Raw genomic sequence first — 15622 nt, 5'->3', positions numbered from 1 at the left:
GCGTGAAGCCCCCCTCAAGATGAGATTTCCCAGTATGTAAGACCCCTTGAAGACGACGAGGTTGATAGGTTCGAGGTGGAAGCGCAGCAATGCGTGGAGCTGACGAATACTAATCGGTCGAGGGCTTATCCTAGAAGTTATCCCGTTGCTCAGCTAAGCAAGACCCCTTTCGCAAAGGTTCGTATCCAGTTTTCAGGGTGTAACTCAGTGTTAAACGGCTGCCTAGTGCAATGGTTTATTGCTGATTACAAAGACATTTGGCGATGTCTAAACCTGACCTTAACGACTGCCTCAGTCGTGATGGACAAGCAGTATGATGAGGCAACAATGTGGCGGTGTAGCTCAGCTGGCTAGAGCATTCGGTTCATACCCGGAGGGTCGGGGGTTCGAGTCCCTTCGCCGCTACCACATTCCCATGGAGGCTTAGCTCAGCTGGGAGAGCATCTGCCTTACAAGCAGAGGGTCGGCGGTTCGATCCCGTCAGCCTCCACCATCTTTACAATCGCGGAGCCGTGGTGTAGTGGCCCAACATGCCTGCCTGTCACGCAGGAGACCGCGGGTTCGAATCCCGTCGGCTCCGCCATTTATTTTCAAGTAAGGCTCGGTAGCTCAGTCGGTAGAGCAGAGGACTGAAAATCCTCGTGTCGGCGGTTCGATTCCGTCCCGAGCCACCATCTTTATGAAGGCTAATGCGCCTGATGTACAATGTGGAGGGCTAGCGAAGTGGCCAAACGCGGGAGACTGTAAATCTCTTCCTTCGGGTTCGGTGGTTCAAATCCATCGCCCTCCACCATTCCTTTACAGCAAGAGCCATTAGCTCAGTTGGTAGAGCACCTGACTTTTAATCAGGGTGTCGTAGGTTCGAGTCCTACATGGCTCACCATTCGATATCCATTACGCCTGTAGGTCAATGACCTACAGGTTTTTTTGTGTTTTAAGATCGGAGTATTTCAACAAACTGCGGGTAAACTGAACTCATCGACATTAGCGTTCATGTCTTTAGGGGGTTCTTCCGCAAGAATGAATTATGGATTATCTGCACTGGTATGTTTTGCTTTGGTTGCCGTTCTTGTTCCGGTTCTTCGCCGGTTTGCAATCCGACAAGGATTCGTTGATCGTCCGAATGCACGTAAGATCCATACGACACCCGTGCCGCTTATGGGAGGCGCGGCTCTTTATGTCGGTGTCATTGCGACATTGTTTTTATTTCAGGGCATAACTCGGCTTAGCCTGACCATTAGCCTGGGCGGGCTTCTTCTCGTCATCATTGGACTGATTGATGATGCTTCTAAATCAAAGGGGAAGGACTTCCCGGTGTGGCCCCGGGTTATTGCTTATTTGGCTGTAGCCGCTTTGCCCTTAGGATTCGGTATACATATTGAGGGGCTCTCAAGTCCGCATGGGATGATTCTATTCCCGGATTGGCTTGGCGCGGTCAGCTCGATTATGTGGGTTTTCGCGTTGATCAATATGATTAACTTCATCGATGGCGTGGACGGGCTGGCATCAGGGGTATCGACGCTGTCGTCCCTGACGTTGTTTCTTGCGGCACTATATAAACAGCAGTACCCCACGGCAATGCTTGCCGTTATTCTAGTCGCGGCGTGCACAGCCTTTTTGTTTTATAACTTTTATCCGGCGCGAATCTTCATGGGGGATGCCGGAGCAACGTTTCTAGGCTATGCGTTGGCCGTCATTGCCGTGGATGGAGCATTTAAAAGCGCGACCATGGTCACACTTGCTGTTCCATTGCTGGCTCTGGGTGTGCCTATCCTCGATACGGCCGTCGTCATGCTGCGAAGGCTCATATCCGGTAAAGGCTTGCATCGCGCGGATAAGCTTCATACGCATCATGTTCTGATGCGATGGGGACTGACGCAAATTCAAACCGTATCCTTTATCTATTTGGTGGCGGCCTTGTTCTCCCTGCTCTCGCTGGTCCTGCTGCTGGCCTTAGGCTGAAAAAAAAAGGCTTATATGATATACTGTGCATTAAAAAGCGCATTTTTCGCGCCGATGGATAGGGGCAAGCCCATGAGTGATGCAAAATGGATCAAGCAGTTGCAGGCCGTTCTGGATTGCCCGGTCCGAGAGCATCAGCTCCCGATACAGGACTGGCGATTATTAAGCGGCGAACAAGGTAAACAACCATACGACCGATTGCAGAAATCTAAAACGAATGCGGTTACAATTGGCGATTATGTCAACGGCCCGGAAGGTGTCGTATGGTTTGCTCTCGAACAGGAAGGCGAGCGTCTTCAAGTCTTGGAGGTCATTCGAAAGGGAATTCAAGATACCGAGCTGCGCTTAATCGGATGGGCGATCTGCCAATCGCTCGGGGACAAATCCAAAAGCTTAGATGGGTTTTCGGAATCGGAGCGCTATGTACGAGAGCTTGGTTCTTGGATCGACGAGCAGCTCGATGCGAGTGAACCGAAGCTGCTGCTCCCGGACCGTCTCATCTCGAGAGGCCGATTGTTTTCATCCATGATTCCGTTTCTGCTCGTTTGTGAACAAGCTGAACCTGGCGGAGCCAGCTTCAGTGAGCTTGAGAAGCTGCTGCGGACATTCCTCGCGGAAGAAGTGCTTCTTATACCATTAAAGGAACAAGAATGGCTGATCCTCGGTCCGGCTTCCCTCATTAACGATGCGCAATCGGGCGAACGGGACGAGGAGACGGAGGAGTCGCTCGAGGAGAGCTTGTCCTCGATTGCTTTCGGTCTGCATGAGATGCTTGAAAGCGAGTGGATGGGGGAATGCCATCTGGCTGTGTCTCATCCGATTTCTCCCGCAAATTCAATCGTCGGCACGACGGCTTTGCTTCGAGAGACTGTGCATCTCGGAAGAGCGTTTCATATCGGATCCAACATTCATCTGCCCTGGTTGCTTCATCTAGAGCGGCTGCTGAACACCATTCCGGAAGTTCACCGCATCAAATTCGTGGAACAGGCTTTGAAGCGAACGGACGCCTTCCTCGACCCGGAGATCTTGACGACGCTGGAAACGTTCTTCGCTTTGGATTGCAACGTAAGCGAAACCGCGAAGAAGCTTTATATTCATCGGAATACGCTCCTTTACCGGTTGGACAAGTTAAAACAAGAAACGGAGCTGGATGTCCGACAGTTTCGTGACGCCGTACTCGTCAAAATTATTTTACTATTGTATAAAGTGACGAAAAGGGCTTAGTTTTTTTGTAAAGTATGTGCATAGTCATTTGGACAGTGCTGATATAAACTAAATGTAATGAAAGACAATAATCGTTAGGGGGAAATACAAATGGCTGGTGTACGCTTAGAGCACGTTTACAAAAAATATGCGGGTACTGATCTCGCTTCGGTTAAAGATTTCAACCTTGACATTAAAGACAAGGAATTCTTGGTTCTTGTAGGTCCATCCGGTTGCGGTAAATCCACAACGCTTCGTATGATCGCAGGACTTGAAGAAATCTCCGAAGGTAAACTGTTCATCGGCGAACGTCTTGTTAATGACGTAGCCCCTAAAGATCGTGACATCGCGATGGTATTCCAATCGTACGCCCTGTACCCTCACATGAACGTGTACCAAAACATGGCGTTCGGCCTTAAACTTCGTAAATTCAAAAAAGCGGAAATCGACAAACGCGTTCGTGAAGCCGCTAAAATTCTTGATATCGAGCATTTGCTTGACCGTAAACCAAAAGCGTTGTCCGGTGGTCAACGTCAACGTGTCGCTCTCGGCCGTGCAATCGTTCGTGAGCCGCAAGTATTCTTGATGGATGAGCCTCTTTCCAACTTGGATGCTAAACTTCGTGGACAAATGCGCGCGGAAATTTCCAAACTGGCTAAACGTCTGGAAACGACTGTTATCTACGTAACGCATGACCAAATCGAAGCCATGACAATGGGTGACCGTATCGTCGTTATGAAAGACGGTATCATTCAACAAGCTGCTTCCCCGGAAGAGCTGTACAACCACCCAGTTAATATCTTCGTAGCAGGCTTTATCGGCGCTCCTTCGATGAACTTCATCACGGGTACGCTTGCTGAAGCTGGCGGCGCGGTTCGCTTCAAAGCAACGAACATCGACGTTCTTGTTCCGGACGGCAAAGCGCAACAACTGCGCGATAAAGGCCTGATCGGCAAAGAAATCATCCTTGGCATTCGTCCTGAAGATCTGCATGAAGAGCCGGTATTCCACGAGGCTTCCCCGCAAACGATCGTGAACGCTCACGTTGAAGTTGCTGAGAACCTGGGTCACGAAATGTTCCTGTACCTGAACGGTCTGGGCAAAGATTCCGTTATCGCTCGTGTTGATGGCCGCTCGGGTGTTAAAGAAGGTACGAACGTGAAGCTTGCTTTGGATATGAACAAAGTTCATATCTTCGACAAAGAAAGCGAACTGAACGTATTCGAAGTTTAATCCAATTCATTCTTCTTATAGACAGCCGCCCGATTCAATCGGGCGGCTGTTTTTTGTTTGGAAACGCAAGCGGTTGCAGGCCCTTACGGGCGCCTTGCGGCCTAGGCGTTGATTTCGGTTCTTATTTCCTATAGGATGAATACATCTGGATTTTTAATACTAATCAACTCGTAGCCGGCTGCGATTTTGAGGAGGCCAATCGATGGGCAAGAAAGTGAAAGTTTCGGATCTCGTGAGCCAGTTTCAGCTCGAGATCTTGAGTGGCGAAGATGGCCTGAAACGCAGCATTACGTTGGACGACTTGTCACGTCCGGGACTTGAGATGGCAGGCTATTTCGATTACTATCCGAAGGAACGGGTGCAGATTCTCGGGAAGACGGAAATTACGTTTATGGACACGCTCTCCAGTCAAGAGCGGATGGACCGGATCGAACGGCTGTTCGACGACGAGACCCCTTGCTTCATCATTACGCGCGGCTTGGACGCTCCTGCCGAGCTGCTGGACCAATCTAACCTGCGTCAAATTCCGGTTTTGCGCAGCAATACGGCGACCACGATATTCTTGAGCCGGATCACCAACTTCCTGGAACGCAAGCTTGCGCCTTCAGCAACGATTCACGGTGTTCTAGTGGATGTGTATGGCGTGGGCATGCTGATTACCGGCGGCAGCGGCATCGGTAAAAGCGAGACGGCACTTGAACTTGTCAAACGAAGCCACCGACTCGTGGCGGATGATGCTGTTGAGATCAAGCAGACATCGGACGGGCAACTGCACGGTACGGCACCGGAACTCATTCGCCATTTACTGGAAATTCGTGGATTGGGCATTATTAATGTCATGACGCTCTTTGGCGCGGGAGCTGTACGAAACAATAAACGGATCAGCGTCGTTATTAAGCTGGAAAACTGGCAGGCCGATAAGCAGTACGACCGGCTCGGACTGGATGAAGAGACGACTCGGATCATCGATACGGACGTGCCGATCGTAACGGTGCCGGTTCGACCTGGCCGAAACTTGGCCGTCATTATCGAGGTAGCGGCGATGAACTTCCGACTGAAACGAATGGGATATAACGCGGCACTGCAGTTTACGAACAAATTGACGGAGACGATCGCGGAAGACTCGGATGATTTTGATTGAGTACGAGCGCTCGACTTCGTTCTCGAGTATGACCTCGGAAGACCAATACGGATAGTAGAGAAGGAGCCATTGTCGCATGTTTGGATTACGTCTAGATCCGATCGCATTCTCGCTGGGCTCGATCAGCGTGCATTGGTACGGAATCATCCTCGGAACGGCGGCGCTCGTCGGCCTGCTGCTGGCCGTGCAAGAGGGTAAACGCTTCGGGCTGTCACCGGACTTTTTCATGGATTTATTGCTGTTCGGCGTACCTTCGGCCATTATCGGAGCGCGTATTTATTTCGTGGCGTTTCAGTGGAACGAGTACAAAAGCCATTTGCTCGACGTCTTCAAAATATGGAATGGCGGAATCGCGATTTATGGTGCGCTAATCGGCGCCTTCGCCTGCGGGATCATTTATTTCCGAATAAAAGGCTACAGCTTCTGGCGGATCGCCGATATCTGCGCGCCGTCGCTTATCGCGGGCCAAATGATCGGTCGGTGGGGCAACTTCGTCAATCAGGAAGCCTACGGCGGTCCTGTCAAAGAAAGCTTCCTGCGCGATACACTGCACCTGCCGGACTGGATCGTCAATCAGATGAACGTCGAAGGGGTTTTCCACCATCCGACTTTCCTGTATGAGTCGTTGTGGAACTTGGCCGGCCTTGTGATCTTCCTAGTGCTGCGCCGCCGTCCTTTCCTGCGCGCGGGAGAGCTGCTTTTCGCATACTTCATCTGGTACTCCCTGGGCCGCTTCTACGTGGAAGGGATCCGTACGGACAGCTTGGCCTTCATTGGCGCGGACTGGGCTGCTTCCCTCATGAACGCGATTTGGTCGCCGATGAAAGCATTCGGTTTCGAGCAAGGATACTTGGATCCGACCTATGGAAATATTCGGGTCTCGCAGCTGTTGGCCGTATTGCTCATTATCGTATCCATCGCCATGATCATCATTCGCCGTCGTACGGGTGCTGCATCCGAACGCTATAACGATCCGATTATCAATTACAAAACAGGAATGCCTGCAGGCGTGGAAGATAAGAAGCGTTCGACCCCTTCCGATGATACGACGATCGAGCACGGAACGGGAGATTCGAGATAAAAGGAGCAACATCATTAGCATGTCATTGAAACCGAAAGCGATTTTGTTCGACTTAGACGGCACGATCATGGATACGAACGAGTTGATCATTCAATCCTTCCTCTATGCGCTCAAGGGCATCGTGCCATCCGAGTTTAACCGGGAGCACATCATTCCAAGCATGGGGCTTCCGCTGTCCATACAATTGCAGCAGTTCTCCGGACGGGAACAAGTCGAGGATCTGATCGCCGCCTATCGCGAAGTGAATTTAAGATTGCATGACGAGTACGTCAAAGCCTTTCCGAATGTGAACGAAGTGATGGCGGGGATTCATGCGGCAGGTATCAAGATCGGCATCGTGACGACGAAAATACGGCTAACGACCGAAAAGGGATTACGTTATGCAGGGTTGTATGATTATGTAGAGCCCGGAGCAATCGTAACAATCGAAGACGTAACGCGTCCGAAGCCGGATGCGGAGCCCGTGCGGCTTGCCTTGGAGAAGCTGGGCATCGAGCCGGGAGCCGCAATGATGGTCGGCGACAGCATCGTCGACATTCAGTCCGCGGAAGCGGCCGGCGTCATCTCTGTCGGGGTGGCTTGGTCGCTCAAGGGCGAGAAGGTGCTGAAGGAGAGCGGTGCGCGGCATATCATCCATGACATGCGCGATCTATACGCTTTGGCGGGATTGGAGTAGGCTGCTTGAGAAACGTGGAGCGTTATCCGGTGGAAGGGCCAAACGCGTTATGGCAGGTGTACCGCACCGTCAGCCGCTGGAAAGCCGTACGTAATTTCGTATTCATCCAGGCGGCGCGCTACTGTCCCTCCCTGCCGGTCAAAAACTGGATTTACCGGCATATGCTCGGGATGAAGGTAGGGCGCCATTCCGCGTTTGCGCTGATGGTCATGGTCGATGTTTTCTTTCCGGAAAAGATCACGGTGGGAAATAACTCGATCATCGGCTACAACACGACGATCCTGACGCATGAATATTTAATCGGCGAGTATCGGCTTGGCAGCGTTCATATCGGTTCCGGAGTCATGATCGGCGCGAATACGACCATTCTGCCGGGCGTGACGATCGGGGACGGGGCGGTCGTGGCCGCCGGATCGGTCGTCCATAAGGACGTGCAACCAGGAGCTTTCGTCGGCGGGAATCCCATTCGAGACATTCGGATGAAACAGGAATGATTCGGACAAGTTGCTGCCATGGTGCGCATGATCATTTATGTCCGAAGTTGCGTGGTCTGGTGGATAGTTGGATGAAGGAACCGCTCGCAAAAACCGGGAAGCGATGCTTTCCGGTTTTTTGTTGGCGCGTGCGGCTTGTACGCTGTACGCTCTAAGTAAGGCATATAAGTAACCGTTCCGGCTGCGCCTGGTCCAGGGAAGCCATATTGACGGAATAAATAGAGCGTGGTATTATTACGACTAATCCTTTATTTTGGCAGTATGGTAATATGGTAACACGTTAACAAACTAAAGCGCTGTGGGTGAATATAAATGTCCAAACCGAAGGTGTTCGAGAAACCGATTGGAGTCAAAGATTATTTGCCGCATGCCGTTTCGAAGCTTAGACAGATCGAAAATCAAGTGCTGGCATGCATGGATTCGTGGGGCTACGAGCAGATCATGACCCCGACGATGGAGTATTACGATACGGTAGGCGTAGCGAGCTCTACGTCCGATCAGAAGCTGTTCAAGCTGCTCAATAACCGCGGTACGACGCTCGTGCTGCGGTCCGACATGACGGCTCCGATCGCGCGGGTTGTGTCCTCCGTCCTGAAGGACGCGCAGTTCCCGATCCGCCTGTCCTATCATTCGAACGTATTCCGGGCGATCGAGGAAGAAGCGGGCCGCGAGGCGGAATTTTATCAAACCGGCGTAGAGCTTGTCGGCGATGCTTCGCCGGATGCGGATGCGGAAGTAGTGGCGCTGGCGATCGCGTCGCTAAAGGCGGCGGGCGTGAGCCGGTTCAAAATCGCGATCGGCCATGTCGGCTTCTTGAACGGTCTGTTCGAAGAAGCGCTGCCCGGCGAGCGTGAAGCCCAGGAAGATCTGAAGGCGCATCTGCTCGGACGCGATTATGTCGGCTACCGCGAGCGTCTGCGTTCGCTGACGCTGTCGGAAGAGATGCAAGGCGAGCTTGAAGGCATCACTCGCTTGCGCGGCGGTCAAGAAATCTGCAGTCAGGCGTTGGCGCTTAGCCTGGACGAGACGGCACAGGCATCGATTCGTCATCTATGCGAGATGTGGGACGTGCTCGAAGCTTATGGCGTGTGCGAGCACGTACTGATTGATTTGACCATGATTGGCGATTTTAAGTATTACACAGGGATGACGTTTGAGGCGTATGCTGCAGACCTGGGTTTCCCGGTTGCGAGCGGCGGCCGTTACGATAACTTATTGAAGCAGTTCGGACGTCCCGCACCGGCGACTGGGTTTGCGCTCAAGACGACGCGGATTCTGGAATTGATCGGGGACAGCTTGAGCGAATCCATATCCGAACGCGTGCTGATCGGCTATGATGCGGATGGGCGCACCGCTGCTCTTGATGCAGCACGTGAGCTGCGCGCGAAAGGCGCGGCGGTATCGGTCGTGACCGAACGCATGGATGCAGCCTCCAAAGCAGCCGTTCGGGATGCGGCGGCAGGGGGAACTGGCAAACAAGTGCACTATAAAGGCGTCGCCTTTACGAAGCTGTTGACATTCTTCGGCGGGGAACGGGAAAGGGAGTAGGGTGGCATGAATCCAAACGAATTGCAGGCAGCCGGCTCCGGCCGTGAGCTGTTGAAGGTTGCGATGCCGAAGGGCCGCATCTATAAAGTAGCTTCGAATCTGTTCCGGGAAGCGGGCGTGCCGATTCCAAGCGACTTCGATGACACGCGCAAGCTCATTATCGAGCTGCCGGAAGCAGGCATGTCGTTCATTATGGCGAAGCCGGTGGATGTGCCGACTTACGTGGAGTATGGGGTAGCGGATATCGGCATCGTGGGCAAGGACGTCTTGATGGAAGAAAACAAGGATGTCTACGAACTGCTGGATCTCGGTATCGCGAAGTGCCGGATGTCGGTCATCGGACTGCCGGACTGGAAGCCGGTCATCCATCCGCGCGTCGCCACGAAATATCCGAGCGTAGCTTCCCAATATTTCCGCGAGCAAGGACAGCAGGTTGAAGTCATCAAGCTGAACGGCTCCATCGAGCTGGCGCCTTTGATCGGTCTGGCCGATCGGATCGTCGATATGGTGGAAACCGGGCAGACGCTCCGGGAGAATGGTCTTGTGGAAATGGAAACGATCTTCGGCATTACGAGCCGGCTGATCGCGAACCGCGTCAGCTACCGGATGAAGAACGAAGCGATCCAAAGTCTGTGCGATAAGCTCCAGCATGCGATTGCGGCCAAGCCGGGCGCTGGCGTATAAGCCAGGCTGGCAGGCAGCTGCCGAGGGCAGCAGCGCCACGAGTGAACGCTGCAAGCGAACAGCTGCAGGCATATATCAAGAAAGCATGGAAGGAGCGGAGGCGGCATGCGAAAGCTGCGAGCGGAGGAATTTGGTTTAACGCGCAAGGTGGACTATGGTTCCCCGGAGCAAAATGAAACAGTCACCCGGATCGTCGAGGCGGTACGGACAGAAGGAGATACGGCGCTGCTGCGGTATACGGGGCAGCTGGACCGGGTGAGTTTGGACGCCTCTGACCTTCGCGTTCCGGACGAGGAGATCCAAGCGGCTTATGACCGCGTCGATGCGGACTTCCTGACGGCAATTCGTCAAGCGGCGGCGAACATTCGCGCGTTCCATGAGAAGCAGCTGCGGCAGTCCTGGGTGGACGTGCAGCCGAACGGAACGATGCTCGGTCAATTGCTGAGGCCGCTCAAACGCGTCGGTGTCTATGTACCCGGCGGCAAGGCGGCGTATCCTTCTTCGGTGCTGATGAACGTGATTCCGGCGCAGGTGGCCGGCGTTCCCGAGATCGTCATGGTGACACCGCCATCGACCGGGGGCAAGGCGGGGATTGACCCGTACATTCTAGTCGCGGCCGCGGAAGCGGGCGTGAAGGAGATGTACCGCGTCGGCGGCGCGCAGGCGGTTGCCGCGCTCGCCTACGGCACGGAATCGATACCGCCGGTCGATAAGATTTGCGGTCCCGGCAATATCTACGTCGCGCTGGCTAAGCGTGCCGTGTTCGGCGTCGTGGCGATCGACAGCATCGCCGGGCCGAGCGAAATCGTGGTGCTCGCCGATGAGACGGCCGATCCCGCTTACGTGGCGGCTGACCTGCTGTCACAGGCAGAGCACGATGAAATGGCGTCGGCCATTCTTGTGACGACCTCGGAGGCGCTCGGCGATGCCGTAGCCGTCGAAGTCGAGCAGCAGCTGTCGTCGCTGCCGCGGGAGGGCACGGCTCGCCAATCCATCGAAAACTACGGTGCGATTTTGCTGGCGGATACGATGGATGAAGCCGTTGCCGCGGTCAACCGGATGGCGCCGGAGCATCTGGAGATCATGACGGCCGAGCCGATGACGATGCTGGGCCGGATCGAGAACGCGGGCGCGATCTTCGTCGGGCCGTACAGCTCCGAGCCGGTCGGCGATTATTTTGCCGGTCCGAATCACATCCTGCCGACCAACGGCACAGCGCGATTCTCCTCGCCGGTTAACGTGGATGACTTCTTGAAGAAATCCAGCCTCATCTACTATAGCAAGGACGCGCTGTTGGCAAATGGCGATCAAATCGTCACGCTGGCCCGGCACGAGGGCCTGGAGGCCCATGCAAGAGCCATCGAGATTCGGCTGGAGCGGGAACGCTAGCGGTCAACCGGTCGGGAGAGAAGCGAACTCCCGCCGCCATATCCGCATACAGCGGGACAATGAGCGGCGGCTGCACGATAAGATTGAGGCGAAAGAAGGATGTTAAGATGACGGATAACGGAATTCGCGCGGCCAGCGTGGCGCGCAAGACGAACGAAACGGACATTACGCTCGCGTTCGGCATCGATGGGACAGGTCAATCGCAGCTCGAGACGGACGTCCCTTTTCTGAACCACATGCTGGATCTGTTCACCAAGCACGGCCAGTTCGATCTGACGGTCGAAGCGCGCGGCGACGTGGACATCGACGACCATCACACGGTCGAAGATATCGGGATCTGCCTCGGGCAGACGATTCGCGAGGCGCTGGGCGATAAACGGGGCATCAAGCGCTATGCATCCGTGTTCGTTCCGATGGACGAAGCGCTTGCGCAGGTTGTCATCGATCTCAGCAATCGACCGCATTTCGAGTATCGGGCGCAGTACCCCTCCCAGCAAGTCGGCAGCTTCTCCACGGAGCTCGTGCAAGAATTCCTGTGGAAGCTGGCGCTTGAAGCGCGCATGACGCTGCACGTCATCGTGCATTACGGTTTCAATACGCATCATATGATCGAAGCGGTGTTCAAGGCGCTCGGACGCGCGCTTGATGAGGCGAGCAGCATCGATCCGCGCGTGCAAGGAGTGCCTTCGACGAAAGGAGTGCTGTAGGATGATCGCGATCATCGATTACGGCATGGGAAACCTGCACAGCGTCAGCAAGGCGGTCGAGCGGCTCGGCTACGAGGCGGTCGTGACGGCGGACGCGAAAGAGATCATGGAAGCGGACGGCGCTATTTTGCCGGGGGTCGGAGCTTTCGGCGATGCGATGCAGAACCTGCGAAATACGGGGCTCGATGATGTTACCCGGTATTACGCCGCGTCCGGCAAACCGCTGCTCGGGATTTGTCTCGGCATGCAGCTGCTGTTCAGCGAGAGCGAGGAGTACGGGCCGCATCAAGGCTTGAATCTGCTGCCGGGCAAGGTCATCCGGTTCAAGGGAGATTTCAAGGTGCCGCACATGGGCTGGAACAAGCTGGACTTCCGTCAGGAAACACCGTTGTTCGCGGGTCTTGAGCCAGGTCATGTGTACTTCGTGCACTCCTACCACGCGAAGCCGGAGCGCGAGAGCGATCTGCTGGCGACAACGGATTATAATGGCCAAGTGACTGCGATCGTCGGCAGCGGCAATGTATACGGCATGCAGTTCCACCCGGAGAAAAGCGGCGATCTCGGCATGAGCCTGCTGCGCAATTTTCTTGCTCTTACCAGGGCGGCCGTCACCCGTTAGTCACCTTAGGCTGTACCTATAAAATGAGTGGAAGGGAGGATCCCGAATGTTAGCCAAACGGATTATCCCCTGCCTGGACGTAAAGGATGGGCGCGTCGTCAAAGGCGTGAACTTCGTCAACCTGCGGGACGCCGGCGATCCGGTCGAGCTGGCCGCGATATATGATCAAGAAGGCGCGGACGAGCTGGTATTTCTGGATATCTCGGCATCGGTGGAAGGACGGGCGACGATGGTCGAAGTCGTCAAACGGACAGCCGGCGAAATTACGATTCCGTTCACGGTGGGCGGAGGCATCTCCCACGTGGACGATATGAAGCGCCTGCTGCGCGCGGGCGCCGACAAGATCGGCATCAACACGGCGGCCGTGAAGAACCCAACGCTCGTCCGGGACGGGGCGAAGAAATTCGGCTCCCAGTGCATCGTGGTTGCGATCGACGCGAAATTCAACCCGGCCTGGGGCGAATGGGAAGTCTATACGCATGGCGGACGGACGGCGACGGGCATCAAGGCGTTGGCCTGGGCCAAAGAGGTCGAGCAGCTCGGAGCCGGCGAAATTCTGCTGACGAGCATGGACGCGGACGGCACCAAGGACGGCTTCGACCTGAAGCTGACGCGGGCCGTATCCGACTCGCTGGGTATTCCCGTCATCGCTTCCGGCGGCGCGGGAAAAGTGGAGCATTTTCACGATGTATTCCTTCAGGGCCATGCGGACGCAGGCCTTGCGGCGACGATTTTTCACTATAAAGAAATGACGATCCGCGATGTGAAAGACGACTTGCGGCAGAAAGGGGTCGAGATTCGATGAGCACAGGGAATGCGTTGGAAGCTGCGGCGGCGGAGATCAAATGGAACGAGGCGGGCTTGGTCCCGGCAATCGTACAGGATGTCGCGAGCAAAGAAGTGCTGATGATGGCATACATGAACGAGGAATCGCTGAAGCTCTCCGTGGAGTCGGGAAAGACGTGGTTCTGGAGCCGTTCGCGCGGCGAGCTGTGGCATAAAGGAGCGACCAGCGGGCATACGCAGCGCATCGTCTCCATGCACTATGACTGCGACGGCGATACGCTGCTCGTACGCGTCGAACAGAACGGTCCGGCTTGCCATACGGGATCGTACAGCTGCTTTACAAGCGAGATCCAAGGCGTGAAGGGAACGGAAGCGGGCGCAAGCGCGTTCCAGCAGTCCAGCGACCGCTTCGCGATGCTGAACCAATTGGAAGCGACGATCGCGCAGCGTTACGTCGAGCGTCCGGAAGGCGCCTATACGACGTATTTGTTCGAGAAAGGCGTCGACAAGATCCTCAAGAAGGTAGGCGAGGAGTCGGCGGAAGTCATCATCGCGGCGAAAAACAAGGATAATGACGAGCTTCGCTGCGAGACGAGCGATCTCATCTTCCACCTGATGGTGCTGCTGCGCGAGCGGGGACTGTCGCTGGACGAGGTCATGGCAGAGCTTGGCCTTCGCCACAACAAGATCAAGCAATCCTCCTAGCGTGAATTTGGAAAAGCCTCTCGCCTTGACCGAGCCGTGGACGCCGCGCGCTCGGTCTGTCGCGTTCGAGTAATTCGAAAATAGGCTTACGAGGAGAAAAGAAGCGCGATCATCCGCAAAGGCATGATCCGGGCCGCTTAATAAGGGCAAGAAGCCGCTGGCGGAAAGCGAAGCCAAGCGATCCTTTTTTGAATTATTATTAATTCCATGTATAATGAAAGTTGTCGAAACAAGCGGTATGTAGAATTTTACCGGCGAGACAGTTGTTACTATTCGGTCTCCCAGACGTAGTAAAGAACAAGCATTATAATTTAGTGGTCCAATCGCTCAGGAGGGTATTATGTTGTTTAGCGACAAGCTGCGTATTTTCTCGGGTTCCTCGAATCCCAAATTGGCTGAACGTATCAGCGAAGAGCTCGGGCTCCCGCTCGGAAAAATCAAGGTGTCCCGGTTTAAAAGCGGCGAGATCTACGTCCATTACGAGGAAACGATTCGCAATTGCGACGTCTTCCTGGTTCAGTCGTTCTCGCATCCCATCAACGATCATTTTGTCGAATTGCTCGTCATGATCGATGCGGCGAAGCGCGCTTCCGCCCGTACCGTGAACATCATCGTGCCTTATTACGGCTATGCGCGCCAAGAGCGCAAAGCGGCTCCGCGCGAACCGATTTCGGCCAAAATGCTTGCAGACGTACTGACGACGGTCGGCGCGACGCGCGTGATCACGATCGATCTGCATGCGCCGGCGATTCAAGGATTCTTCAACATTCCGGTGGATCACTTGACAGGCCTTGACCTGATCAGCGACTATCTGAAATCGAAGAACATCAAGAATCCGGTTGTCGTCTCCCCGGATGCCGGCCGTGCGTCGACAGCGGAGAAGCTGGCGAATTACCTGGATGCGCCGTTCGCGATCATGATCAAGAAACGTCAGGCCCATAACGAGTCCAACATCACCCACGTCATCGGCGATGTCGAGGGCGGCACGCCGATCATTATCGAGGACATGATCGATACGGGCGGCACGATCGTTAACGTCGTGGAAGGCCTCAAGGAACGCGGCGCCAATGACGTCTACGTATGCGCAACGCATCCGCTCTTCTCGGGTCCTGCCCTGCAGCGATTGGACCATCCCAATATTAAAGAAGTCATCGTCACCGATACGATCGCGCTTCCGGACAATCGTTCCGATCGGTTTACGGTACTGTCGGTCGCCCCGATTCTGGCGGAAACGACGCGGATCATTATCGAAGGCGGCTCCATCAGCACGCTCTTCAAAAACGCCGGTATCTAGCGTCGGCCAAGCTGTTCAAGCATCGCTATACGGCCGCGGCAAGCGGCCACCAACCTCGAATCGCGGGCAGCTGCCCGCGATTTGCCACATATTCTTTCGT

15 protein-coding genes, 6 tRNA genes and 1 rRNA gene are annotated in these 15622 nt (G+C 54.7%); all 22 read left to right on the top strand.

Annotated features, from left to right (window positions below; all coding sequences use genetic code 11):
- Window positions 1-133, top strand: a 23S ribosomal RNA gene (locus GT003_RS31170); the annotation flags it as partial.
- Between the two features lie 198 nt (window positions 134-331).
- Window positions 332-408 (top strand) — tRNA-Met (locus GT003_RS31165).
- Window positions 409-417: 9 nt separating this feature from the next.
- A tRNA-Val gene (locus GT003_RS31160) sits at window positions 418-493 on the top strand.
- A 13-nt stretch (window positions 494-506) separates the two neighbouring features.
- Window positions 507-583, top strand: a tRNA-Asp gene (locus GT003_RS31155).
- A gap of 15 nt (window positions 584-598) precedes the next feature.
- Window positions 599-674: transfer RNA gene (locus GT003_RS31150), tRNA-Phe, on the top strand.
- Between the two features lie 35 nt (window positions 675-709).
- Window positions 710-793, top strand: a tRNA-Tyr gene (locus GT003_RS31145).
- A 14-nt stretch (window positions 794-807) separates the two neighbouring features.
- A tRNA-Lys gene (locus GT003_RS31140) sits at window positions 808-883 on the top strand.
- Window positions 884-1020: 137 nt separating this feature from the next.
- On the top strand, window positions 1021-1962 hold the full coding sequence (locus tag GT003_RS31135) for an MraY family glycosyltransferase (protein WP_161705414.1): 942 nt from the start codon (window positions 1021-1023) through the stop codon (window positions 1960-1962).
- 72 nt (window positions 1963-2034) lie between these two features.
- Entirely contained in the window at window positions 2035-3186 is a 1152-nt protein-coding gene (locus GT003_RS31130) for a PucR family transcriptional regulator (protein ID WP_161705412.1), read from the top strand.
- 90 nt (window positions 3187-3276) lie between these two features.
- Window positions 3277-4398, top strand: a complete 1122-nt coding sequence (locus GT003_RS31125; RefSeq protein WP_161705410.1) for an ABC transporter ATP-binding protein — start codon at window positions 3277-3279, stop codon at window positions 4396-4398.
- Window positions 4399-4600: 202 nt separating this feature from the next.
- Window positions 4601-5539: an HPr(Ser) kinase/phosphatase gene (gene hprK, locus GT003_RS31120; protein ID WP_161705408.1), complete on the top strand. Its 939-nt coding sequence runs from the start codon at window positions 4601-4603 to the stop codon at window positions 5537-5539.
- Between the two features lie 76 nt (window positions 5540-5615).
- On the top strand, window positions 5616-6620 hold the full coding sequence (gene lgt / locus GT003_RS31115) for a prolipoprotein diacylglyceryl transferase (protein ID WP_161705406.1): 1005 nt from the start codon (window positions 5616-5618) through the stop codon (window positions 6618-6620).
- A 19-nt stretch (window positions 6621-6639) separates the two neighbouring features.
- The gene (locus GT003_RS31110) at window positions 6640-7296 is read left to right on the top strand and encodes an HAD-IA family hydrolase (protein ID WP_161705404.1); all 657 of its coding nucleotides are present in this window, start codon (window positions 6640-6642) and stop codon (window positions 7294-7296) included.
- A gap of 5 nt (window positions 7297-7301) precedes the next feature.
- A complete protein-coding gene (locus GT003_RS31105) occupies window positions 7302-7790 on the top strand; it encodes an acyltransferase (RefSeq protein ID WP_161705402.1) in 489 nt (162 codons plus the stop codon).
- A gap of 312 nt (window positions 7791-8102) precedes the next feature.
- Window positions 8103-9338 carry an ATP phosphoribosyltransferase regulatory subunit gene (locus GT003_RS31100; protein ID WP_161705400.1) on the top strand — a complete coding sequence of 412 codons (1236 nt, stop codon included), beginning with the start codon at window positions 8103-8105 and terminating at the stop codon, window positions 9336-9338.
- A 6-nt stretch (window positions 9339-9344) separates the two neighbouring features.
- On the top strand, window positions 9345-10022 hold the full coding sequence (gene hisG, locus GT003_RS31095) for an ATP phosphoribosyltransferase (RefSeq protein WP_161705398.1): 678 nt from the start codon (window positions 9345-9347) through the stop codon (window positions 10020-10022).
- Window positions 10023-10127: 105 nt separating this feature from the next.
- Complete coding sequence (hisD, locus tag GT003_RS31090; protein ID WP_161705396.1) at window positions 10128-11411, top strand: histidinol dehydrogenase; 1284 nt, start codon at window positions 10128-10130, stop codon at window positions 11409-11411.
- Between the two features lie 107 nt (window positions 11412-11518).
- A complete protein-coding gene (gene hisB / locus GT003_RS31085; protein ID WP_161705394.1) occupies window positions 11519-12118 on the top strand; it encodes an imidazoleglycerol-phosphate dehydratase HisB in 600 nt (199 codons plus the stop codon).
- Window position 12119: 1 nt separating this feature from the next.
- Window positions 12120-12737, top strand: a complete 618-nt coding sequence (hisH, locus tag GT003_RS31080) for an imidazole glycerol phosphate synthase subunit HisH (RefSeq protein WP_161705392.1) — start codon at window positions 12120-12122, stop codon at window positions 12735-12737.
- A 46-nt stretch (window positions 12738-12783) separates the two neighbouring features.
- Window positions 12784-13542, top strand: coding sequence for an imidazole glycerol phosphate synthase subunit HisF (hisF, locus tag GT003_RS31075; RefSeq protein ID WP_161705390.1), 759 nt, complete (start codon window positions 12784-12786; stop codon window positions 13540-13542).
- Entirely contained in the window at window positions 13539-14228 is a 690-nt protein-coding gene (gene hisIE / locus GT003_RS31070) for a bifunctional phosphoribosyl-AMP cyclohydrolase/phosphoribosyl-ATP diphosphatase HisIE (RefSeq protein ID WP_161705388.1), read from the top strand. The genes hisF and hisIE overlap by 4 nt, the downstream gene beginning before the upstream one ends.
- Window positions 14229-14571: 343 nt before the next feature.
- Window positions 14572-15522: a ribose-phosphate diphosphokinase gene (locus GT003_RS31065; protein ID WP_161705422.1), complete on the top strand. Its 951-nt coding sequence runs from the start codon at window positions 14572-14574 to the stop codon at window positions 15520-15522.
- Window positions 15523-15622 lie beyond the last annotated feature (100 nt).

The sequence above is a fragment of the Paenibacillus sacheonensis genome (assembly GCF_009909195.1).
Classification (GTDB): Bacteria; Bacillota; Bacilli; order Paenibacillales; family Paenibacillaceae; genus Paenibacillus_Z; species Paenibacillus_Z sacheonensis.
Note: the sequence above shows the minus strand (reverse complement) of the source record. Positions and strands in the feature narration are given on the sequence as shown.